Here is a 21,561-nt window from a genome sequence, read left to right as displayed (position 1 = left end):
TTTTTCGCTCTTTCTGAAAGCATTTTGAACCTCTATTTTGCTCAACTATTTCTTTTTGAGAGTGCCTTTAATACGATGTCGGGAACAAATTTCTTCAAATCCCCTTTGAGCATAGCAATTTCTTTTACCAGAGTAGAAGAGATAAAACTATATTCTGGACGGGAGACTAAATATATCGTTTCAATTTCTGGATAAAGTGTTTTGTTTGTATGATCCATCGTGATCTCGTATTCGAAATCACGACCATTGCGTAGACCTTTAGCAAGCATCGTGATCTTATTCTTCTTTAGATAATCTACGAGCAAACCATCAGAAGAATCTACCGTTACATTTTCAAAATTTTTGCAAGCTTTGCCAACCAAATCCTTGCGCTCTTTAAAATTAAATATGTATTTTTTTTGCGTTGAAGATGAAATCAAAACTACGACTTCATCAAATTTTTCACTGAGACGCTCGATGATATCCAAGTGGCCCAAAGTGATGGGATCGAAACTTCCTGGGTATACAATGCGTGTCTTACTCATAAAACCTTACTTTGTTGCTTAAACAATGTGAGCACTTTATCACCAAAAAGCCTCGTGTCAATGGCCGTAAGCCTGCCGTATTCACCCAAGAGCTTTTCTTTCTTGGCAGACTCTATGGCTATAATGGTTTCAGGGTGAAAAACTTCCGTTCTTTCGATTTCCGTCATGATGGAATCAGCCAATTGCTCGGTAAAAGGGGGATCAATAAAAATCACGTCAAAGGCTTTACCTTTAAATCTTTTCAAAAATAAAAATGCATCCTCTCTATGAACTTTGATTTCGCTTTCTATTTTAATCATTTTTAAATTTTCAAAAATGATCTTGATCGATGTTGGATGCTTTTCTACACACTCTACAACTTCCGCCCCGCGAGAGAGTGCCTCGATAGAGAGGTTCCCCGTACCGGCAAAAAGATCCAAAACCCTTGCCCCCTCAATATGTCCCATAAGAATATTGAAAAGAGTTTCCTTTACGCGATCCGTAGTCGGTCTAATGTGAGAAGCTTCAAAGCTTTTCAAAACTCGTCCTTTAAATCTACCGGCGATAACTCTCATGATTGAGCTTTCTTTTCGATTTGTTTTTTGTGATGCTCAACACGATCCAATAAAAATTTAATGGCTTCTGCGTTTTGCGGTTTGATCTTCTTGAAATGGATTTCCATAAGGTACTGAATTTTGTTACCCTTCGGTTGAGAATATAATTTAACCACCACTGCGTCCTCCTCCATTCCAATATCATCTATGGGAAGAATCCATTTTAATTTGAGTGACTGCTGGGGTTTGAATTTACTCACAAAAACTTCCATGATCATGCCCTGAGGATTGATCTTATAAGCTTGGGCCTTGTGCGGACCGCCTTCAACTTCGATGTTTATCTCAATGGGATAGATATTAATTTTGTTTTTTGGAGCACTTTGTGGCATCAATCACTTCTTGTTTTGTTCAGTAGCTATTTCTTCGACTTGATCTATAAACTTAAAAATATCATCAAAAGGCTTAGAAAAAAAGTGTGAAGCGCCTAGCTTAATAAAATCTTTATGTTCATTTTGGCCAACATAGGCAGACATCACAATCACACACTTCTTTAATTCCGGCTCAATCTCTCTTAAAACCTCCAAGCCATTTCTCCCAGGCATCATAAAGTCGAGTAAGACTAAATCCGGCTTCACTTCCCGCCAAACATCCAGGGCAATATTGCCATTCTCGGCTTCAGAAACCTCATGGCCACGTTGCTTAAGAATTCTACCGATGGATTTTCTGATCAGTAATTCATCATCAATAATCAAAGTTTTTAAAAATTTGTTCATCATTTCTTTACCTTTTTATCGGAAATTTTCATCTTAACAACCTTAAGGGAAATGGTCTTCGTAGGTATTTTTACGATGAATTGTGTTCCTCTGATAGACGCAGTTTTGAACGAAATTTCCCCTCCCATTTTTTCTAGCATGCTTTTGCAAAAGCTCAGACCCAATCCCGTTCCTTCTCCGTCTTTTTTAGTAGTAAAGAAAGGTTCAAAAATTTTCGTCTGAATATTTTCAGGAATTCCAGGCCCATTGTCTTCGATTTCTAAAATTCCGAAGTCACCTTTTTTACTTGTTCTTACCGTAACTATCCCTGGGTCCACTAGCGCCTGACAAGCATTGATGATCAGGTTAAAGATGATCTGCTGTAAGATTTGTGGATCGGCAAAAACTTCTATTTCATCCTTATCAGAGAGTTCTAAATTCAAATTGTGATGTCTCACCGCGGATTTTAAAAATGGCAAAGTCTTTCCAATGGTTTCGTTAAGAGAAATTTTCTTTAAGTGGGTCGCGTTGGCATTTCCAACAGAAAATTCTTTTAATCCTTGAATAATATTTTGACATCTCATTGCCGCTTTATCAATCTCGCTGAGATCGCTAATGTATTCTTTTTTAAGAGAAGAATCGACTTTAAGAATTTGGGCAAAAGATCTAATACCTGTCAGAGGGTTGTTTAATTCATGGGCGATATTCCCTGCAAGCAAACCTAAGGCTGCCATCTTTTCATTTTGAATCATTTGGTCAAAAAGATTTCTCTCTTCGGTAATATTTTTGTAATAAAGAACAAAATGGTTCACATCATCAAACTGTGCTTCCTTAATAGGAAATCCACTCACTTCAAAAGTTTTTTCATCTTTTTTTATGACTTCACTTTGATTCATTTTTGTTTTTTGGACTAAGCTGATCAAACCTTCTTCGCTCTTAGATGTCTTGATATGTTTTTGATACGAAGAATTGGTTCTGAGCTTATGTCCCTCTACGTCCACAATACATAAAGGATCCTGAATGGAGTCGAAAGTTCTTTCCCATTGACCCGAATCATATTCAATCTTTTCAATGTATAGAATTCTATCCGCTGCCAGACTCAAAACTTGAATTCTAGAAGTCAAATAATCCATAAATGACGAAAGCTCTGAATCTGGAGTATTATGTTCAATAAACAGAGTATTTTGAAGGTCTTCAGTATTTTTAAATTTTAGCAAAGGAAGACTGATCACCTTTACAATGGGTCGCTTAAGTGTATCGGCCAAGAATTTTTGATCGGCCTTGTCATTCACTTTAATCTCTGGCTTTTTATTCCAAGTAAATGTCATTGATTGATTGATCCAATCTCCTTTTCTTGAAAAAAGAATTCTTGGATCTCCATGCGCAGACTTGTAACAAAAAATTGGCGTCACTTTAAATTTCTCAAGATCCTCTACCAGGCAGTCCATCAACTCTGAAAGAGAATTCACCTGATGAGTGTCTTGGATAAAGTGCACCAGATCTCTGATTTGTTTGTTTTTATTTTCTTGATCTTTATTGAACTGATTAATTTCTTTGGTTCTCTCAAAGATAATGCTCTCTAGGTTTTCCGTCAGCTGCGTGAGATCCTTATTTTTATTTTTAATTTCACGACTGAGCTCATTGTATTTTCTTAACTGATGAGTATGTTCAATAGCTTGCTTGATGTCTGAGATCAACTCTTGCTCTGACCAAGGTTTATTTATAAATCTAAAAACACCAGCCACGTTAATAGCTTCTTCTAAAAGTTCTTTATCAAAAAACCCAGTCACCATGAGACGAGTCACATCAGGAAATTTTTCTTTGGCCGCCTTGAGAACTTCAATTCCAGTCATGGGAGGCATTCTTTGATCAGAGATCAAAACGGTAACCTTATGTTCTTCAATGAGCTTAAGAGTTTCTAAAGGATTTTCTAATGTGATAACATTGAAGCCCTGAAGCGCGAGAAGCCTTCTTGCCGAAGACAAAACATATGCATCATCATCGACCCATAAGACTGTAGGCTTGGTCTCTATCATAGAGACAATTATTTATGAATAATAGGTGGCTGTCATTGGTAAACTCTCTAAAAGTTTCTGACCTGAAATATTCATGACCTGGCGAATAAAAAAGAGGTTTACGAGGAGTTTTTCGACTATAAGCTCATTCATCTTAGATGGCTTCTCGTCAGTTGCGCCTGCAAGACTTTGATCAAGAATCTCTTTTAAAATGTAGTCATCAAGCTTTTCACCACTATTGTTTTCAATCTTAATTGCGATGGCAAAATGAGTTTCCGTTCTAAAGGTCTTAATGAGCTTTTCGATTTCTTTCTGAACCGTTCCTAGATCATAAATGATCTGATCTTGAGTCAACTCACTTTCATCATGAATATTGTAGTAAAACTCTTCTGAATGTTTCGGGTTATTCACCTGAAGAGTTTCAAGCTTGTGAGAAATATTGACCAATGTTTTGGCAATGTTCTTTTGTCCCCAGTATATTGGTGTGAGCTTAAAGCCAATCTCAGAAGAAATATCTGTTTTGTAAATATCTGCAAGATCCGTGTACTTTTCTGCAAACCATCTTAGCTTTTCTTCATCTTCATCAAGAATCGAAGTCACCACGTAGGCGAAGTAGTGCGCGTTATTGTCAAACACCAATTCATTCGTAGTGTATATGAACTTATTTCTAACTTTCTTTTTAAAATTCAAAACGTAAGAATTTGCACGGTAGGCACATTTCTTTTCGAAATCAACTTCGTTAAAATTAATTTCTACCAGCGTTGTCTCGGGATTTACCGCCAAGAACTTCATCGGAGAATTTGCCGTAATTACAAACGAAGACTTTTTGAGAATACTGAGAGCTCCGTCTAGAGAACATATTTTTAACTTCACGAGATCTTCTGGATATGGCTTGTCTTTTAAGAATGCTTCTATCTCTGCTTTCTGAGACTCTAGAGCCAATAATAAAATTTTCTTCCCAGGATTCATCTTAAAGAAATACATAATGAACATATGAAAATCTTCAAGCTTCCAAGATTTCTGAGAATCATGGGAGAAAGGATACATTACTACATCAAAGTCTTTGTTCGAAGATTTCATAGCAAAACTTTTCATCTCCTCGAAACCCTGAACTGTTTCCGACAGATTTAAATGTCTGCGCTGGTATTTTTTAGGTAAACAGGCCAAAAGCTTATCTGTGTAATGGAAACACTCATGGGAATAAATCTGATCAAAATTTAATTTGTCCGTGCTCTTGTTGTTAGCCAGATTTTCTAAGTCGATGACCATATCAAAGTAAATATCATTGATAGTAGATTGATCTTCTACAAACTGATGAATATATGGAGCAAACTCTTTCATTTTTGAAAAGTGAGGCTTAGAAATCATAAAAATTTCTGCATGAGGATAAACCCCAGTTAAGCCCTTTACAAAAGGAAGACTCATTATAAATTTATCAAGTTCAGTATTTCCGCGAATTAGAATTCTCACAAGCCGCTCCCGCTATAATTGTCGTCGCCATAGTGCTCACTTCTAGCCGAGCACTGCATGCGTTTAAATGTTAACTTTATGATCAATTTTTTTGAGTAACTCGATTGCTGCTTGGTATTTTGGTTTTTCAGCCAATAAAAGCCCTAAAATCTTTTTACTTTCTTTCCAATCACCCGACTGGTACAGAAGACCTGCATAAGTGTAGATCCAGTCCGCATTTGGCTCTCCCACATTGAGGAATCTTTCTAGCACTGCAATGGCCTTTTCATATTCCATTTCAGCCATGCCCCAATCAATTGCAAGCTTTACGCCCACTGTATTTTTTGGATTGATATCTAAGGCATGAAGTAACTCTCCCCAAGAAAGTTCTGCATCACCGCGCGCTCTATAAATAAGAGCTAAACCAATCCATGCCTTATCGTTATTTTTATTTAAAGAGATCGCGTGCTTAAATCTGTCTAAAGCACCTTCGTGATTTTCTTTTTGCATTTCCAGAGTCCCGTAATTTACAAAAAGATCATCGGAATGCGGAGTGATCGTATAGGCTTTGTCATAATATTCTTGAGCTGAATCATAATCCGCTGATTTAGTCGCAATGTTTCCCAACTTCTTATAAATTTGGAACAGATGCGGACTTTCGTAGTTGATGATCTCTAATGATTTTAAGAAAAATTCTTTTGAAAGTTCAATTTGGCCAGCTGTATAGAATGCATCCGCAAGATTGAAGTAATTTGTATCTGTCGGAGTTGATTCCGCCAATTTAAAGTATGCCTCGATGGATTTTTCCAATTGCCCGCGTTGAGCATGGCAATATCCTTTCCACTTCAGGGATTCCGCGTGGAACTCATCATCAGCTAAAATCGTATCAAATAGATTAAGGGCTAATTCATAATCTCCGTGATCAACTAATATAAGTGCATTTTTAAATAAAAAGTGAATATCAAAGTGGCTTGTTAAGTTACCTGATACTTCTTCTGGTCTTTGGATAATCATTTCTGGCGTCATACGAATCCTTTCGTGTACACCAAATATAGAAGCAATATGAATGCCATGCTTTAAAAGAAACTAATAGGTCGTCGAGATGATTTGAACGTTTGAATTTTGAACGCGTCACATTTTTGACGCGTTCAATGAATAATTTTACGCTTCTTCGTCTAGTTTTGAATTCGTAATCCCAGACTTATAGGCAGTGATTGTTTTTCTACCCTTCTTCAAAGTTTTGAGTTCAGAGATGATGCTGGTCTTCTCTTGCTCAATAGTTGAAAGGATTTCTAAATCTTGATCTAAGATTTCTTTGATGATTGTATCCTTGGCTTGCAGTAAATTTTCTACCGCTGACCTATTGTCATCAGAAATATCCGCTTCAGATTGTTCCAGTTTTTGACTGAGGAGTAATTCTATCTTTTCAACGACTGCTAGAATGTGTTCTCTGGTCATATAAAATTCGCTCAACTGTTCAAAGTTACCGACTTTAAGTCTACCGATTTGCACTTTGTTAATTACTGAAAATTGAGACAAATACCTGTTGCGTTCCGATAGCAGATGAATAATTTCATCTGTCATTGCTCCCCCCCATAAATAGTTGTGAATAAATAAATTATTTGGTTTCATTTTTTAACTTCTGTATTGCCTGGACCCATCCTTCATGAAGGGTTTCTAGCAATTTTTGGTTTATCTTTAATGGCTCCGTATCGCTGGATGCATTTGCTTTAATGTATTGTTCAATCATATATTGATAAAGTTGCTCCAAACGAGTTGCAACCTCACCTCCTACTTTGTGATCTAGCGTATTGTTCAGCTCCAGAACAATGTCATAGGCTCTTCCAATATTTTCACATTTGTCTTTTACATTGTTTTGCTCAACACCTTGGATTGCAAGTTTGGTGAACTTGATCGCTCCTTCGTAAAGCATGAGTAGAATTTTCTCGCGGCTTGCGCTTTGGATTGAAGTAGTTTTATATTTTTTGTATGCAGCATTCGACATTCATCAGCCTCTAGTTTTCAATTTTTCTATAAATTACTTGTTTTACTTATTCCACCAAAGTTCAATTGCGCAGGTCCTGCACCGCCAAGTCTCTCAGCGATCATATTTCCTTGCCCTCTTACTTTTGCCATTGTCTCTTCTAAATTTGCGAACTTTCTTCTTAAATTTTTTTCTTTCATTTCTATATTTCTTGATAAACTTTCAATTCTTTGATCCGCTTGTTGGATCTGATTGGTTAAAGTTTTTCTTTTGTTACCTACAGGTCCGAATGCACCGCTTGTAATCCTGTTGATTGTGTTTCTAACTGTGGGAACAAATCCTGTATTGAAGTTGTCACCTACGAAAAACATTTTCACATCGCTAGATTTTTCAGCTAATACTTTATTGAACTTTGCCTGGTCAAAATCCAAAGTACCGTTTCTATTGAATACGATACCAATCTGATTCAGCGTTTTGATTTCTCCGCCCACACCCATCTGAGCATTCTGAATCATACGTCGTAAATCATTTTCCACAGATCTGAGCATTGAATCGCCGCCCAGAGTTTTGGAGGTGTCTGTGTTTTGATCGACTCTTGATTGTCCTTGAATAAAGGCTAACGCTGCATTAGTTTTTTCTACGAAGTCTTTAATCTTTCCAGAGACAACTTCTTTGTTTTCTGCAACACCGACGTTCACGGTTTTGCCAGGTGATGCCTGTTTTAGATCTAGCGTTACTCCAGGAATAATATCTGAAAGTTTATTTTGATCGACTTCGATTTCAAATCCATCAACTTTGATTTTTCCATTTACTGCAGGTCTTTCTTCATCAAAATAAAAATCCTGGTCACCATCTAGAAAATAGAGAGTTGGGTATTCGACTTTATTGCCTTCGCCTACTGATACACCACTGATCATCAATCTAAATGGAGCATCTTCTTCTTTGCTGTCTTTTATCACAGTGGCTTGAACACCCAGTCCCGCTTGGTTGATAGTTGCCGCCGCTTTTTCCAAAGTGTTGTTGTTACCATCGATGTAAACTTCTCTCTCACCATTCGGAGTTTGGAATTTAAAATATCCAACACCGAGTTGAGATTTATCTTTGTCCGGAAATCCATTTGAAAGTGCAGAAGCTTTATTTGCAAGCTGCATAACTTCGATATTCCAACTTCCATTCACAGATGCGCTTGGATCTGCTGTTCCAGAAATGACAGTGGGATCTCCAGAGTTCACAACGATATCCGTAAAACCTTTTGTTCCTGCAAGTTCTCCGAGAGTTCCAAGAATGCCTTTTAATTTTTCATCGAATTGATTTACGAGATCGAGTTTGTTTTGTACTTTTGCTTTTTTCTCTTCGACACGCTTAATAGGCTCCTTCTCCAATTCGACCAATTGATCGACTAGATTAGCTGGTAATCCTGTATTGATACCGCCCATTGCTATGGCCACAAAGTACACTCCTGTTCTTCTATTATTTTCTCAGGTAAATAAAGAATCAGTGAGTCAATAAAATGTCATGGGACTTTATGCTGGTATGAGAGCGGCTTACATAGCCTTATTGATGAGCTGGCCTTTTTTACCATCGCTAGACTTTTGCTTCTGGTAGATAAACCACATTTCTGCTTCGGCGATTCTACGAACCACTTTTCCCTGATTATCTTCGATGTACACAACGTAAGTATCTTCTTTTTTTTCTAAACGGACTTCAAGATTGTTGTCCTTGATGCCATCGAGCTCTTTTAAGTGAGACAATACTTCCTGAGCTTCGGTATCTGTCATTTTATGTTTTGATGCTTCTTCCTCACCACGTCCAAGGTCTGTATCACGCTCACCGCTCGCATCAAGCTTAGTCTTGTGATCAAGCTTCGCTTTATCTACGCCGGAGATATTAACAAGTGAGTTCAAAACATTTTTGATATTCATTCACAAAGCTGATCGGAAATTTCTCAAAAACTGTTTACTAAATAAGCAAAAAACCAGACTGACGTCTTGTCTTTTTTCTTAAATACCCCCGGGAGATTTTCATCCCCCGGATGGGTTAGGTATCGGAGAGTAATGGAGTCCACCCTCCACCAAACACTTTTTTCAAGCTGATTACGATAATAACTTTAATGCCATTGCTGGATTCGAGTTCGCTTGTTGAAGAACCGAAGTCGAAGCATTCAATAAGATGTTGCTCGTTGCAAGTGAAGCCGTTGTACTAGCGATGTCTGTATCTCTGATACGTGAGTTCGCAGCACTTAAGTTCTCTTCAGCAGTTGCAAGGTTGTTCACAGTTGAGTACATTCTGTTTTGAACCGCACCGATTTCCGCTCTGAATCCGCTCACTTTAGTAGTTGCTTCATCAAGAACTGACATTGCTTCTCTAGCGCCATCACGAGTTGAATAATCAACACTTGCTATACCAAGGTTAGAAGCTGTCGAATTTAAATTAGCTGGATCAAAAGTCAATCTATCCGCAAAATCATCATTTCCTGAACCCACTTGGAATTCGAAAGATGGAGCTTCGCCGTTCAATAAATGTGTAGCACCGAATTTAGTAGATTGTGAAATTCTCTCTACTTCTTGTGTTAATTGTTGAACTTCTTTGTTGATCATTCCTCTTTCTACGTCACCTACAGTATCAGAAGAAGCTTGGATACCAAGTTCTCTCAATCTTGTGATGATGTTAGAAGTTTCGTTTAGACCACCTTCTGCTACTTGGAGTAACGAGATACCGTCGTTAGCGTTTCTTGTTGCTTGACGGAAACTTCTGATTTGAGATTTCATCCCTTCAGAAATTGATAATCCTGCAGCGTCGTCTGCTGCTTGGTTAATTCTAGAACCACTTGCTAATTGAGCATAACTCTTTGAGATTACTTTTTGAGTATCTCCAAGTGATTTTTGCGCGTTGATCGATGGTAGATTTGTACTAATTCTTAAGCCCATTATGGACCTCCATTGTTTTACGAGAATCTTTCTCTTACGACCGAGCGGCTCTAACCCATGTCCGCCCGGTCGTAACGGCAAATTCCATTGCCTTTTGTTAAGTAAGTTGGAGCCAAGAAGGAGAGATACTGGAGGGCCTTCTGATGATCCAAGCAGCAATCACTCTGCTTTGACCAGCCAAACAATTCTTACATGCTTGACTCACAAGTAACCTTTCGGCGAGGTCTTGCTGGGCTAAAGCTTGATCCAGTAAAACTAGACCATAGTCTGTCTGAAACTAGACTTTGGTTTGGAAATTCAAGCTAAAGTCGTGGGTTTTTGATGGAATTTGGTCGGGATAGAGGAAGGTCTGCACAGACTTTCATTACTAGGACTTTAATAGATGTAACTTTTGCCCCAGAATTTTTACATTCATACAATATAGTCACCTTCAAATTGTTCATATAACCAATATCTTATATAAGGAGACCTGAGTTTGAGGGATAGTTTTGGGAGTAAAATGTTACATCTTATATTAGCAATTAATTTATTAACGTCGTCTGCCTATGCGTTTTACGGCGGCACCACACTTAAAGCAAAAGAAGAGTGTGTAGAGCTCATCAGAAAGAAATACAACAAAGGTAACCAAAAAGTTTATAAGTTTCGACATGTGATCACGGGTAATGGCAAATACGCAACACACTTCTACTACGACATCACGTATGCCCCAGATGTACGAAAGCAAAATCACAAATGTGTCGCACGTGTGTATTGCACAGATTACGATTACGAAATCTATGAAGAATATAAACATTGCGGGAGATAAAGATGAAGATATATGAATATAAGGCATGCAGTACTTGCGTAAAAGCACTTAAGTATTTGGATAAGAAAAACGTAAGCTACGAGAAGATCCCAATCGTAGATCAACCGCCTACAATCACTGAATTGAAAAAGATGTTGAGATATTTAGAAGAAGCTGGTGGTACATTTAAAAATCTATTCAACACATCCGGCTTACAATACAGAGAACTAAAAATATCAGAAAAGATCAAGGCCGGAATGACAGAAGACGAAGCTATCAAGTTGCTCTCTAAAAACGGAAAGCTTATCAAGCGCCCATTTTTACTTACAAAAAGATCTGGAACTGTGGGATTCAGAGAAGATATTTGGAAAAAATTAATTTAAAAGAAAAAGGCCATGGGAAGCCGGTGAGACCTCCCATGGCGGGCTTAAGACAAGTCTGACCCTTTCGGATCAGACTTCAACACACTTGTAAAAACTAATTTCATTATAAATTATGACAAGCTAAATTATGATTAAGCTAAGAGTCTTAAAGCTTGAGCACCTTGTTGGTTGGCCTGAGCTAACACTCCGATTGATGCCTGCTGCAACACTTGCGAAGATGCAAGTTCTGCTGATTCGAAGGCAACGTCTGCATCTCTGAGACGAGAATTCGCAGCACTTAAGTTTTCGTATTGAATATCTAAGTTAGAAGTTGTTGTATTCAATCTACTTTGAACCGCACCGAAGTCCGCTCTCATCGAGCTCAATTTCACAATTGCTTCATCTACAGTTGCAAGAGTATCCCGAGCAGAACCTTTATCTGATACCGAGATACCATCGTAACCTAATCCGCTACCAGTAGCATCAGCTGAAAGGTTATACTTAATGATGTTCTCTTCACCAGCGAATGGACCCACATGGAATTCCATATCTGATTCTGTTCCATCTAATAATTGTTTGTTACCGAAGCGCGTAGTCTTCGCGATTCTATCACCTTCAGAAATTAATTGTTGAGCTTCAAGATCCAAGAATCCGCGCTCTGTATCTGATACGTTATCCGAAGCAGATTGCACACCTAATTCTCTTAAACGAGTTAAGATGTTACTGATTTCGTTCAATCCACCTTCAGACACCTGAATCATTGATCCAGCGTTGAAAGCGTTGTTACGAGCAACAGCTAATCCACGGGTTTGCGATTTCAGGTTTTCTGAGATAGCTAAACCTGCTGCATCGTCTGATGCGTTTACAATTCTAGAACCTGACGATAAGGCTGCAAGAGCGTGTTGACCACGAACTTGTTGTTTGCCTAATTGTCTTTGAGCATTGATCGAGGCTAAGTTTGTATTAATTCTTAAGCCCATAAGATACCTCCAACGTACTGTTTGCCATAGGCTCAGTTAAAGGGCTGACATCTACTGCTGTCATACTCACATCAACCGACATTCCGAGCGAATGGCGTTGTTATTTAGTTCACTAACTTTTTGTATTGGAGGCATCTCTGGCTTCAGCGTTAGGCGGGTGATTGGTCCGCCTTTACGCTTACTGTAGATGCAATTACTTGCTCCAACTTACTTACAACAAACTTATCGACCTTGGTCCTGAAAACTTTAGGACCAAGGTCGAGTCTAGTTTTCGATTCTCATTTTGAATTGAAAATAACCAAAAGAAAATTTCTAAAACGACTCACTCTGAATCGAAAAAGGTCTAGTTTTGTTTCGCTAAAATACGGTTTCTCAGTTTGATTCGCTCTTTATGAGAATCGAAAATATTTTAAACAATTTTCAAAAGATTAAATTTTTCAAGTAAAGATACCGAAAAATATTATGTTGCGGGATTTATATTGAGGATGGCGGAAATTATGTCTCAAAATGATAAGCTAAATTTCGATGTAATACAGGGAGTGCTCTCCCCATCTATCACTATATATAAGGAAATCATCCAGAACCAATCCGTTGAGCTGGGCTTAGACCCCAAAAAGTTTTGGATCGACAATGCACTGATAACTACTTATGATTATATAAGGATGTGTAGTCACAACAACTTGGCAATAACAAGCGGGGTGTCGCCTTCAACGAGATAAATGTCAAAGCCTTGATGCTGAATTCAAGCTACGAACCGTTAAAACTCGTCAACTGGCAAAAAGCTCTTATATTGTGGTTTCAGGATAAAGTTGAAGTTCTTGCTCACCACCAATCGTTTGCAAGAAGCATAAGAGATAAATTTCCTCTCCCAAGCGTCATACGCCTAAAAAAATATGTTAGATCCACTGAATCTACTAAAATTAGATTCTGCCGAGAAAATATATACATTAGAGATGATTATGTTTGTCAGTATTGCACTGATAAATTCCCTACCCGTGATCTCACTTTGGATCATGTTCACCCTGTTGCTCAAGGTGGATTGAAAATTTGGACCAACATTGTGACAGCCTGTAGAGAATGTAATCAGAAAAAAGGCAATCGTACGCCATCGCAAGCCAGTATGCCTCTCCTCAAAGTCCCCGACGAACCGAGGTGGCTGCCCGCCATTAAGTTTGAAGTGAATCAAAAAAATGCACCCGAGGATTGGTTCTTATATTTAAATTATGAATCCTAAATAGCTAGACTGGACCTACAAATATTCTCTTAATATACCGAAAATATGAGTGATGGAACAGAGTCAGTCATTTTTCCAAAAAGTGGGAACAAGAAAAGAACGCGAGCGCGCTTTCATTCTTCTCACGCAATCAAAAGTTAAATTTGAAGGCCAATTACCTGGAAAAAAAATTATTGCAATCGTTGCAAAAGAAATCATTGATTCACACATGATCGTGGTGACCCAAGGGCAAGTTCCACTGAATCAAGAAGTCATCGTTACATTCCAAGTGGGTCCAGAAAAATATTTTATGAAGACCATATTTGTACATCATGACTTTAGTGGCCACTACAAAATGAGTTTGGAACCCGCTCTTTTCAAACTTCAAAGAAGAAATTCTTTTCGCGTGCAGATTCCTGGAGAATACTCTGCAAAAGTGAGTTTATCTCAAGTGGATGATAAAGCGGTGAAACAAAAATTTCCTCTCTTTGATTTAAGTGGCGGAGGATTTTCTTTTGAAATTCCACCCAACAGCCAGTTCCAATTGTCTGGTGGCCAACAACTCGAAGGCGAAATCGAAATCGGCGGAAAATTCAAAAAGAAATTCACAGCTATGACAAGACATGTGATCGCCGTCGGATCCCAAGGCAGCGGCCTTAAAAAAATCGGCGTTGAATTCTCTCAACTCTCACCCAGCGAACAACAAGACATCGTGAACACCGTAATGGAAATTCATAGAGATATGTTCTCTAAATTCAAAATAGGCTCGAGATAATGAACTTACTAAAAATGGCATTATGTATTTTATGGCTATTTCCTAGCTTTTTAACAGCAAAACAAAATAATTTTACTGATGCAGATTTGAATGCTTACCTATCGAAAAATCCAAAGGGTATAATCTATATCGTTTCTCCTCATATGTATCTCTCATTAAAAGGTCTTGAAGAATATGAAAAAATAGCGGCTACGCAAAAGTTACCTTTTTTAGTGTTGGTAGATCCTATGGCGACTACAAATAAAAATATGCTAAATATCGATCTAAGTAAATATGCTAAACTCGACTCAAAAGATATTATCAGCCGAGACTCTACTCAACATTATCCCTCTTATATTTTTTATAAAAATGGCAAATTAGAAGGGGGATTTAATCCAGGATATGACGCTCCGGAAAAATTCACTGAAAGATTAAACAGGTATTTCCGTGAATAAAAAATTAATAATTTTTTGCTTTATCTTAAGTTCGATTACGACGAAAAAATCTTTCTCATACGTTCCATGCCCACCTGGCATATCGGGACTAAAGAGAGAAATTCCTTTAGAAGTAACGCCGACTTACTTTATTCGAGTAGATACTAATAGCAGGAAAATATTTTTAAGTGGAGACTGCACAATATCTTTAGATACGGGAAAATGCCTTACTAAAGGTGAAACCTTTGAACCCTATCCCGTATCAGGTCATGATTTATTAACTATTCCTCATTGCAACGGTAAGTCCTCACCCGACAAAGCTCCTTATCTGAGCATGTGTTTTTACAATCAAAAAACATATCAAAATATGAATATCTCAAAACCAATTTTTGAAGATAAAGAACTGTATGGTTACTATCAATCCGTAGGTTTTTTAAATAGAAAAAAAGAAGAAAGTAAAATTAGAATAATTACTTATTACGGATTTATGAGAGACTATTTATTAAAAAATGGTCAAATAAAGCCTCTAGGTAAAGTTATTAAACACTGCAAAGATTTAGATAATAAATTACCAATGCTTTCAAAAGATGGAAAAATTATTTCTGCATGGAATTTAGACACAAAAAAACCGTATTGTATGATCTAGCAGATGATGGCACTTGCAAGGCAAAGTTTAAATTGAACTTTATGGTTGGAAAAATGGATTTTGATTATCAAAATAAATATGCAGCCTTTCATGCCAGTTCCGATTCTGCTGGAAAAATAAATGAAGTATCTGGAGTTGCCGCTGAACAATTAAAATCATTTGATGATAAAGGAAAATTAATTAGCACAAACCTTAATCAACAAATTTTTGTTATGGACTTAAAATCAAAAAAAATTCACAAGCTGTCTTTTGGCTCAGACAATATCTACTACCCTCATTTTGGAGAAAATGGTTTACTTTACGCTTTGAAACTAGATAATTTAACGAAAAAATATTCGGTGCTTGAAATCAACGTAGAAGAAGCCTTAAAAATTGCAGAAGCTGAAGGTTCAGTTTGCGTAGACTGTAATGAAAAAAAACAAGAATCACTGTTTAAAATAGGCTGCGGTCACTAAAATATTTTATCTAGATCCAATTGATTTTTCACTTTTTTTTGAAACACGTAAAGACGACAGCCTCTTGTGTTTTGCAGCTGCTAAATGAAATTAAATATTTTTATTAAAAGGTACCCCTTAGTTTTTCGTACTGTCATTGCGTCAACACCCAAAAGGTGCCCTGCACCTTTATGTGTCGCAATTGCGTTATTCAAAAATATTTTTTAATTTATTATCGAATTTATTTGACGATCATTTCCTGTGTTTAAACAGGCGTAAGTTTGTTTGCAAATTCTAAGAATATTATTTTTTCAATTTTAATCTCTTCTTTCTTTCTGAGAGTAATTAAGCGCGTACAATTGCGTTTTATTTTCTATTTAGACGCTATCTGAAAATCCATCTTTAATACCTATGGTAAGTTGTTCTTGCAGTTTGCAACTTTGATACTTTTTAAAAGGGAGTGAGTTATGGAAACACAAAACAATGCCTTGGTTCTTCACGAAAGGCTTTTGAAACTGGTAAAGCTTGAAAGAAGAATTACATCTAAAGTCTTAGATCTTTTACAAGCTATCGAAAATAATAGATCTTATCTAGAATGGGGTTATTCAAATTTATTTGAGTATCTTGTGAAAGGATTAGGATATTCAGAGTCTTTAGCTTACCAGAGAAAAGCAGCACTTAAAATCTGTGAAGCTATTCCTGAAATAAAACAAAAGCTAGATGAGGGTTCTTTATCCTTAACAACACTTGCTCGTGCTAATAAAGTCCTAAATACAAAAACAATCTCTGAAAAAAGAGAGTTGCTACTAGAATTAGAGAATAAACCATCTTTTGAAGTTGATAAGATTTTGGCTCGCGAAATGCCTCTAGAATTAAAAAGTCCAGGGCCTGCGAAGAGGTATGTCAATGGAAGTACCATTCGTTTAACTTTGGATCTTTCAGAGGAAGAATATAAAAAATTAGAAAAATTAAAGGCTCTAAAATCTCATCAAACTACAGATGTAAAAACTCTTATCAATTTATTAGTAGATCAAGAACTCACGAAATACAGTAAAACAAATAACAGCCCATCCAAGTCTCAAAACCCAAGACAAATTAAGATTTCACTCAAGAACCACCTACTTCAAAAAGCCAATTACAAATGTCAGTATCCCGGTTGCAATCAGAATCATTTCCTACAAGTTGATCATATCAAGTCTGTAAGTAAGAATGGTAGCAATCAACCTGAAAACCTCCAGGTATTATGCCAAGCTCATAATAAATTCAAATATCGACAGCATGGGTAAGGTAAAAATATTCTTGAGACTCTACTTTAAAATAGTTTATTGAGGTCCGAAGGTACTTTTACCTTAGTGATTTTTCCAGAGATTTTTTTTTCGAAATCTGCTCGTAGTAATGATTTTGCTTCGGCCTTTAGCTTTTCTGGAGAGAATCTCTTTAATTTTAATTCGTCATTTCGCAAATTGATCATTAGAAAATTACAAAGTTCTTCAACGCCTTTTTTCTGAGTAGCAATTGTTGAGAAAATTTCAACTTTTGAATCTCCCTCTTCGCCGGATCTATCTTGGAAATGCATCTCTTGCTTTAATTCTTCCTTAAGGCTTTCAGCTCCCGGGCGATCGGATTTATTTACGACAAAAATATCGGCGATTTCCATCAGACCCGCCTTCATCATTTGAATTCCATCACCACTTTCTGGAACCAACACTACCGTTGTTATATCTGCAACATTCATGATCTCTAATTCCGTTTGACCGACACCTACAGTCTCAATCAGCACCACATCAAATTCATAAACATCAAAAGCTCTAAGCATCAGGTAAGAGGAGGCACTCAATCCGCCCGGACTTCCTCTCGAACCAATCGACCTAACAAAAACATTTTTATTCGCGAGAGCCTCATGATAACGAATACGATCTCCGAGCAAGGCACCATTCGAGAATGGGCTGCTCGGATCTACGGCAAGAACTCCAATTTTCAAATCATTGTTGCCGAAGTGTTGTATCATTTCCGATATGAGCGTGGACTTCCCTGCTCCTGGTGGACCCGTGATTCCAACTCGCAATGAAAGATGTTTCGGGTTTAAAAGTTCTTTGTACTTTAGTGCTTTCGGGCCTAGCTCATCTATCTCACTTAAAAGCTTAGCAAAAGCCTTAAAATCCGATTTGTTTTTCCCTCTTCCTAATTGCTTTAAGAGAGACCCAATTTTGTCAGCCACTAAAAACCCACTTTTGATTCGTAAATTATTGATCTTTATTGATTTTTTAGGATTTACCCCCCAGTTGTCAAATGTTTAGACGATAAGGCCTTTTGCCAATTACAAATTTCCTTTTAATTTCAAATGCTTAGCTGTGCCTAGGTTCTTGCTTTGTATATGGGCAGAGGAAAAGTTTATGAAAAAGAACAATACATATCTAGGTAAATCTTTAGGAAAGGTATCCGCTGTGCTGTTGATTCTCGCGTTTGTTGGAATCAACTTCTACAAAACCGAAAAAGAAGGCGGTCCACAGGAACAATTATTTGCCGAGAGAAACAAAGAACAAATTGCTGAACGCAAATTTGAAAACCAAATCGCGCCAAAGCAAAATATTGAAAAATTAAAATTCGCCTACACTGGAAAATGGGAAAAGAACGAAACAGCTCAATCTGCACAAGCAGGAGGCCATGCTTTTACAAGTCCACCAAACACAAGAGGAAATGTTCAAGCCGTTGCAGCCAAGAAAGCAACTGATAAGAAAAAAGCAAAAAAATTAGCCGAAAAGAAAAAGAAGAAAAGTAAAGTTGCAAAAAAATCTAGCAAGAAAAGAAGTCATTTTGATAACGACTCTTCAGATTCATACAACGATTCTTACGTAGCTAATAATTATTATACTCAACCAAAACCACAAGAGAGAACTCCGAGCGAAGAAGAGGAAGAAAAAAAGCAATTAACTCCACAAGAATTATTCGCTCAAGTGACACAAAAGAATAGCCTGACTCCAATCGTGGAAGCTCTGAACAAAGGCACTGCCACTGAAGCAACTTATTACATCGTAGCTGAAATGCTGATTACGGCTGAAGACAGCAAATTGAATATTTTGGGATTTAAAGCCTTGGCCCTTTATCCATCAGCAAAGAACCTAGAAACGTACGCTAAACACATTAACGACACTTCAGGTGAAGTCAGAACTGCAGCGGAAGAAACTCTTAAAACATACAAACAAACAGTTCACTTGAGCATGTTGAATGGAACTCTGAAAAGCTCAAACAATGAACTGAAAATTCTTTCTGCAAATCTGATCAAGGATATTACTACTGCAATTCTTCAAGCACAATCGGGTGAACAGGCCGCTTATACAGAAGAGCACTTGAATAGATTTAGAATATTGTTAGCAGTATCACTCAATGTGATTGAGACAGCTCTTGAATCCGACCTTGATGGATCAGTGATCGCAAGTTTCAATACGGCACGCAATACATTACTTCAATTTCTCGGTTGATTAGACCGCCCTTTTAGAGGCAGTATAGGAGGATGAACAGCGCCTTGATCCTCTTATTGCTAGCTCTACTTCCGCTCAGGCTTTTTGCAAAAGTTGAAATCCCTACAAATTTATCATCAGACGATCGAATCAAAGTTTTAGAAATTCTCGGCCCAGGAACAAGTAGCAAAATTCTAACGGACCCATATCCTCTTGGAGGCTTTGCGGGATTTGAGGCCGGGATTCAGGTTGATTCTATTCCTGTGAGCGATCTATCAACTCTTGGCGACACAGTTGCTGAACAAGATTTATTTTCTTATCCTATTATTTCCGTTGGCAAAGGTGTTTACAAAAATGTGGATTTGTTTGTCCACTTCATTCCTTCTTCTGAAGGCACTGGGATATCTGAGTACGGTGGAATTATTCGTTGGGGCTTTTATCAAATGGCTTATCTTCCCGTCAGCTTTGCAATCAACGTGAGCGCAGGCAGTGCAAATATCAATAACCAGTTGATCACTAAGAATTTTGGTTATGATCTCGTTGCGGGAATCACTGCACAAAATATTTATTTTTATGGTGGAGTCGGACAACTCCAGTCCAGCGGAGAATTTTCTGGTGGCGGTGCAGAGGGCATCACTGATACTGGCGTGAACGAAGAACACAAAATCACTGAGGCTCATTATTTAGCAGGCGTTGGATTCAGATACGAAAGCGTATTTCTAACAGGCCAAATGGATTACCACGTACAGCCGACTTATTCTTTGAAGCTTGGCTTTAGGTACTAGAGTTTTAAAATCTTCGATACGATATTTGTGGTTGATTTACCTTTTACGAATTGTAGAGATTTAACTTTTCCACCATAAGACATAACGAAATCACTTCCGACGATTTGATCCACTTTCCAGTCGCCGCCTTTAACAAGCACATCGGGCTTTAGAAGCTTGATTAATTTCTCGGGAGTATCTTCTTCAAAGATTGCCACGTAGTCTACACAAGCCAAAGCGCTCAGCACCTCGCCGCGATCTTGTTCATTTTGGATCGGACGCTCTTCACCTTTTAGCTTTCTTACACTGGCATCGGCATTGATACCTACCACGAGGATGTCTCCTTGTGCTTTAGCTTCCTGGAGATACTTCACGTGACCCACATGCAAAATATCAAAACAGCCATTGGTAAAAACAACTTTCTTAGCTTCACCATTTTTTGCTAAACGTATTTCTTCTATTTTGTTTTTAAGTTGAGACTGATTTAAAAATTGGCCCATTATCTTCGGTACAGTTTTAAGTCTGCAGCTCTTCCTGCTAGATCTTTATTTAGAATCATTGAGATCAATGGAAGAACAATAAAACCTGTTGCAGTTAAAATCAATGTTCTAGCAATAAGCTTAAACGCGTAAGAAATTTTTTCTTGATCTGAAGACTTACCCAATTGCGTGTCCATCGACCATTCACCAAGAGTTTGACCAAAGAATGATCGAGCTAGAATGAGATAAAGTTGTGAAACCGAGTAAGCCAAAAGTACCACGCCAATTTGAGTGCCCGTGTCTGATCCTGCATTAGTCAAAATCGGAACCAGATCAAGTCCTGTTGCTACCACCAGTCCCAGCATAAAGAGAATTGAAAGACCTGCTATCACCGTTAAATCTAAGAAGAGCGACAGTGGCGAAGGCGCTGTCTCGATGTATTTAATTTCTAATGTAGCATCCACTTTATTTGGTTTAATTTGTGCCTTAGATATTTCTGAAGCACTGGTCATAGTCGGAGCATTTAGACTTTTTCCTTCGAGCACAGACAATAATCCGGAGTCTTGAATTTTAGAATCACTAATTGAAGGATTAGAAAGTGGTTTCCCAAATCTAGGATTGAATTTGGGAATTGCTGGTGATGGTGAAGTGAGGGGTTTTTTCTCGATATCTTTTTCTGTTCTCGGCAGAGGTTTAGAGAATAAACTTGGCGAAGAAGGAGCTGCTGCCAGAGTGAGCTCTGGCAATTCTATTTTTTTCTCGAGCGAAGGATTATCCAGTCTTTCCATCTTCGGAGTCTGAGCTTTGAGATCACTAAAAAGTGGGGTATCAAATTTTAATGAATTTGAATTTAAACCATCTAAAGTGGATGAAAATTTTGATTCCAAAGCAGGAAGTGGTTCAGAGTTTTTTTTGTTTTTCCCAGAAGTTTTCTTATGGAAACCTAGTCCTTCAGTAATAGGCTTAAATTCAAAATCATCGAATGAATCCATAAAAATCCTCCCATAAAAGCACGAGATCATTTTAAACAGATTTTCAGTGTTGCTTCAACTACGAACTGAACTCGTAT

The 21,561-nt window shown here is 37.6% G+C and carries 25 protein-coding genes and 1 pseudogene; 10 read left to right on the top strand and 16 right to left on the bottom strand.

Annotated elements, in window-relative coordinates:
* Positions 1-41 precede the first annotated feature (41 nt).
* The 12 genes from coaD to V4596_00760 all read right to left on the bottom strand — a co-directional run bounded on the left by coaD (position 42) and on the right by V4596_00760 (position 10,184).
* Positions 42-524, bottom strand: a complete 483-nt coding sequence (gene coaD / locus V4596_00815; protein ID MES2767658.1) for a pantetheine-phosphate adenylyltransferase — start codon at positions 522-524, stop codon at positions 42-44.
* Positions 521-1,078, bottom strand: a complete 558-nt coding sequence (gene rsmD / locus V4596_00810) for a 16S rRNA (guanine(966)-N(2))-methyltransferase RsmD (GenBank protein MES2767657.1) — start codon at positions 1,076-1,078, stop codon at positions 521-523. Before rsmD ends, coaD begins: the two co-directional genes overlap by 4 nt.
* The gene (locus V4596_00805) at positions 1,075-1,446 is read right to left on the bottom strand and encodes a hypothetical protein (GenBank protein ID MES2767656.1); all 372 of its coding nucleotides are present in this window, start codon (positions 1,444-1,446) and stop codon (positions 1,075-1,077) included. Before V4596_00805 ends, rsmD begins: the two co-directional genes overlap by 4 nt.
* Before the next feature lie 3 nt (positions 1,447-1,449).
* The gene (locus V4596_00800) at positions 1,450-1,833 is read right to left on the bottom strand and encodes a response regulator (protein MES2767655.1); all 384 of its coding nucleotides are present in this window, start codon (positions 1,831-1,833) and stop codon (positions 1,450-1,452) included.
* Positions 1,830-3,845 (bottom strand): hybrid sensor histidine kinase/response regulator, encoded by a 2,016-nt coding sequence (locus V4596_00795; protein ID MES2767654.1) that lies wholly within the window; start codon positions 3,843-3,845, stop codon positions 1,830-1,832. Before V4596_00795 ends, V4596_00800 begins: the two co-directional genes overlap by 4 nt.
* A 12-nt stretch (positions 3,846-3,857) precedes the next feature.
* Positions 3,858-5,294: a hypothetical protein gene (locus V4596_00790; GenBank protein MES2767653.1), complete on the bottom strand. Its 1,437-nt coding sequence runs from the start codon at positions 5,292-5,294 to the stop codon at positions 3,858-3,860.
* A 63-nt stretch (positions 5,295-5,357) separates the two neighbouring features.
* Complete coding sequence (locus tag V4596_00785) at positions 5,358-6,299, bottom strand: tetratricopeptide repeat protein (GenBank protein MES2767652.1); 942 nt, start codon at positions 6,297-6,299, stop codon at positions 5,358-5,360.
* Between the two features lie 135 nt (positions 6,300-6,434).
* Positions 6,435-6,857, bottom strand: a complete 423-nt coding sequence (locus tag V4596_00780; GenBank protein MES2767651.1) for a hypothetical protein — start codon at positions 6,855-6,857, stop codon at positions 6,435-6,437.
* Between the two features lie 34 nt (positions 6,858-6,891).
* The gene (gene fliS, locus V4596_00775) at positions 6,892-7,278 is read right to left on the bottom strand and encodes a flagellar export chaperone FliS (GenBank protein MES2767650.1); all 387 of its coding nucleotides are present in this window, start codon (positions 7,276-7,278) and stop codon (positions 6,892-6,894) included.
* Between the two features lie 26 nt (positions 7,279-7,304).
* Entirely contained in the window at positions 7,305-8,705 is a 1,401-nt protein-coding gene (gene fliD / locus V4596_00770) for a flagellar filament capping protein FliD (protein ID MES2767649.1), read from the bottom strand.
* Positions 8,706-8,801: 96 nt separating this feature from the next.
* Entirely contained in the window at positions 8,802-9,179 is a 378-nt protein-coding gene (locus tag V4596_00765; protein ID MES2767648.1) for a hypothetical protein, read from the bottom strand.
* Positions 9,180-9,350: 171 nt separating this feature from the next.
* On the bottom strand, positions 9,351-10,184 hold the full coding sequence (locus V4596_00760; GenBank protein MES2767647.1) for a flagellin: 834 nt from the start codon (positions 10,182-10,184) through the stop codon (positions 9,351-9,353).
* A 499-nt stretch (positions 10,185-10,683) separates the two neighbouring features.
* On the opposite strand from V4596_00760, the gene V4596_00755 reads away from it, so the two are divergent.
* Both V4596_00755 and V4596_00750 read left to right on the top strand, forming a co-directional pair.
* Positions 10,684-10,989, top strand: coding sequence for a hypothetical protein (locus V4596_00755; protein MES2767646.1), 306 nt, complete (start codon positions 10,684-10,686; stop codon positions 10,987-10,989).
* Positions 10,986-11,351, top strand: coding sequence for a Spx/MgsR family RNA polymerase-binding regulatory protein (locus V4596_00750; GenBank protein ID MES2767645.1), 366 nt, complete (start codon positions 10,986-10,988; stop codon positions 11,349-11,351). Before V4596_00755 ends, V4596_00750 begins: the two co-directional genes overlap by 4 nt.
* Before the next feature lie 131 nt (positions 11,352-11,482).
* Here the strand turns inward: V4596_00750 and V4596_00745 are convergent, their stop codons facing one another.
* A complete protein-coding gene (locus V4596_00745; protein MES2767644.1) occupies positions 11,483-12,310 on the bottom strand; it encodes a flagellin in 828 nt (275 codons plus the stop codon).
* A gap of 733 nt (positions 12,311-13,043) precedes the next feature.
* On the opposite strand from V4596_00745, the gene V4596_00740 reads away from it, so the two are divergent.
* The 6 genes from V4596_00740 to V4596_00715 all read left to right on the top strand — a co-directional run bounded on the left by V4596_00740 (position 13,044) and on the right by V4596_00715 (position 17,077).
* Positions 13,044-13,544 carry an HNH endonuclease gene (locus tag V4596_00740; protein ID MES2767643.1) on the top strand — a complete coding sequence of 167 codons (501 nt, stop codon included), beginning with the start codon at positions 13,044-13,046 and terminating at the stop codon, positions 13,542-13,544.
* 52 nt (positions 13,545-13,596) lie between these two features.
* On the top strand, positions 13,597-14,298 hold the full coding sequence (locus V4596_00735; protein ID MES2767642.1) for a PilZ domain-containing protein: 702 nt from the start codon (positions 13,597-13,599) through the stop codon (positions 14,296-14,298).
* Positions 14,298-14,732 carry a hypothetical protein gene (locus tag V4596_00730; GenBank protein ID MES2767641.1) on the top strand — a complete coding sequence of 145 codons (435 nt, stop codon included), beginning with the start codon at positions 14,298-14,300 and terminating at the stop codon, positions 14,730-14,732. The genes V4596_00735 and V4596_00730 overlap by 1 nt, the downstream gene beginning before the upstream one ends.
* A complete protein-coding gene (locus tag V4596_00725; protein MES2767640.1) occupies positions 14,725-15,357 on the top strand; it encodes a hypothetical protein in 633 nt (210 codons plus the stop codon). The genes V4596_00730 and V4596_00725 overlap by 8 nt, the downstream gene beginning before the upstream one ends.
* A complete protein-coding gene (locus V4596_00720) occupies positions 15,318-15,812 on the top strand; it encodes a hypothetical protein (GenBank protein MES2767639.1) in 495 nt (164 codons plus the stop codon). Before V4596_00725 ends, V4596_00720 begins: the two co-directional genes overlap by 40 nt.
* Before the next feature lie 446 nt (positions 15,813-16,258).
* Positions 16,259-17,077, top strand: coding sequence for an HNH endonuclease signature motif containing protein (locus V4596_00715; GenBank protein ID MES2767638.1), 819 nt, complete (start codon positions 16,259-16,261; stop codon positions 17,075-17,077).
* 26 nt (positions 17,078-17,103) lie between these two features.
* Here the strand turns inward: V4596_00715 and V4596_00710 are convergent, their stop codons facing one another.
* Positions 17,104-18,009 carry a GTP-binding protein gene (locus V4596_00710; protein MES2767637.1) on the bottom strand — a complete coding sequence of 302 codons (906 nt, stop codon included), beginning with the start codon at positions 18,007-18,009 and terminating at the stop codon, positions 17,104-17,106.
* Between the two features lie 175 nt (positions 18,010-18,184).
* Between V4596_00710 and V4596_00705 the strand changes: the two genes are divergently transcribed.
* Both V4596_00705 and V4596_00700 read left to right on the top strand, forming a co-directional pair.
* The gene (locus V4596_00705; GenBank protein ID MES2767636.1) at positions 18,185-19,270 is read left to right on the top strand and encodes a hypothetical protein; all 1,086 of its coding nucleotides are present in this window, start codon (positions 18,185-18,187) and stop codon (positions 19,268-19,270) included.
* 44 nt (positions 19,271-19,314) lie between these two features.
* The gene (locus V4596_00700) at positions 19,315-20,034 is read left to right on the top strand and encodes a DUF6588 family protein (GenBank protein MES2767635.1); all 720 of its coding nucleotides are present in this window, start codon (positions 19,315-19,317) and stop codon (positions 20,032-20,034) included.
* Here the strand turns inward: V4596_00700 and rfaE2 are convergent.
* Together rfaE2 and V4596_00690 are read right to left on the bottom strand one after the other, a co-directional pair.
* Positions 20,031-20,438, bottom strand: a pseudogene (rfaE2, locus tag V4596_00695) (D-glycero-beta-D-manno-heptose 1-phosphate adenylyltransferase). The gene V4596_00700 and the pseudogene rfaE2 overlap by 4 nt on opposite strands.
* 74 nt (positions 20,439-20,512) lie before the next feature.
* Positions 20,513-21,484 (bottom strand): RDD family protein, encoded by a 972-nt coding sequence (locus V4596_00690; protein MES2767634.1) that lies wholly within the window; start codon positions 21,482-21,484, stop codon positions 20,513-20,515.
* Positions 21,485-21,561: the final 77 nt, after the last annotated feature.

The sequence above is a fragment of the Bdellovibrionota bacterium genome, from assembly GCA_040386775.1.
Taxonomy (GTDB): domain Bacteria; phylum Bdellovibrionota; class Bdellovibrionia; order Bdellovibrionales; family JAEYZS01; genus JAEYZS01.
Note: the sequence above shows the minus strand (reverse complement) of the source record. Positions and strands in the feature narration are given on the sequence as shown.

What these genes read in the sequence shown, in the direction of transcription:
- V4596_00805 (MES2767656.1), bottom strand. Translation starts at nt 1,446, where the DNA reads ATGCCACAAAGTGCTCCAAAAAACAAAATTAATATCTATCCCATTGAG.
- V4596_00720 (MES2767639.1), top strand. Translation starts at nt 15,318, where the DNA reads ATGGAATTTAGACACAAAAAAACCGTATTGTATGATCTAGCAGATGAT.
- V4596_00730 (MES2767641.1), top strand. Translation starts at nt 14,298, where the DNA reads ATGAACTTACTAAAAATGGCATTATGTATTTTATGGCTATTTCCTAGC.
- V4596_00760 (MES2767647.1), bottom strand. Translation starts at nt 10,184, where the DNA reads ATGGGCTTAAGAATTAGTACAAATCTACCATCGATCAACGCGCAAAAA.
- V4596_00745 (MES2767644.1), bottom strand. Translation starts at nt 12,310, where the DNA reads ATGGGCTTAAGAATTAATACAAACTTAGCCTCGATCAATGCTCAAAGA.
- V4596_00795 (MES2767654.1), bottom strand. Translation starts at nt 3,845, where the DNA reads ATGATAGAGACCAAGCCTACAGTCTTATGGGTCGATGATGATGCATAT.
- V4596_00715 (MES2767638.1), top strand. Translation starts at nt 16,259, where the DNA reads ATGGAAACACAAAACAATGCCTTGGTTCTTCACGAAAGGCTTTTGAAA.
- fliS (MES2767650.1), bottom strand. Translation starts at nt 7,278, where the DNA reads ATGTCGAATGCTGCATACAAAAAATATAAAACTACTTCAATCCAAAGC.
- V4596_00740 (MES2767643.1), top strand. Translation starts at nt 13,044, where the DNA reads ATGCTGAATTCAAGCTACGAACCGTTAAAACTCGTCAACTGGCAAAAA.
- V4596_00755 (MES2767646.1), top strand. Translation starts at nt 10,684, where the DNA reads ATGTTACATCTTATATTAGCAATTAATTTATTAACGTCGTCTGCCTAT.
- V4596_00735 (MES2767642.1), top strand. Translation starts at nt 13,597, where the DNA reads ATGGAACAGAGTCAGTCATTTTTCCAAAAAGTGGGAACAAGAAAAGAA.
- V4596_00765 (MES2767648.1), bottom strand. Translation starts at nt 9,179, where the DNA reads ATGAATATCAAAAATGTTTTGAACTCACTTGTTAATATCTCCGGCGTA.
- V4596_00785 (MES2767652.1), bottom strand. Translation starts at nt 6,299, where the DNA reads ATGACGCCAGAAATGATTATCCAAAGACCAGAAGAAGTATCAGGTAAC.
- V4596_00705 (MES2767636.1), top strand. Translation starts at nt 18,185, where the DNA reads ATGAAAAAGAACAATACATATCTAGGTAAATCTTTAGGAAAGGTATCC.
- V4596_00800 (MES2767655.1), bottom strand. Translation starts at nt 1,833, where the DNA reads ATGATGAACAAATTTTTAAAAACTTTGATTATTGATGATGAATTACTG.
- V4596_00690 (MES2767634.1), bottom strand. Translation starts at nt 21,484, where the DNA reads ATGGATTCATTCGATGATTTTGAATTTAAGCCTATTACTGAAGGACTA.
- coaD (MES2767658.1), bottom strand. Translation starts at nt 524, where the DNA reads ATGAGTAAGACACGCATTGTATACCCAGGAAGTTTCGATCCCATCACT.
- rsmD (MES2767657.1), bottom strand. Translation starts at nt 1,078, where the DNA reads ATGAGAGTTATCGCCGGTAGATTTAAAGGACGAGTTTTGAAAAGCTTT.
- V4596_00780 (MES2767651.1), bottom strand. Translation starts at nt 6,857, where the DNA reads ATGACAGATGAAATTATTCATCTGCTATCGGAACGCAACAGGTATTTG.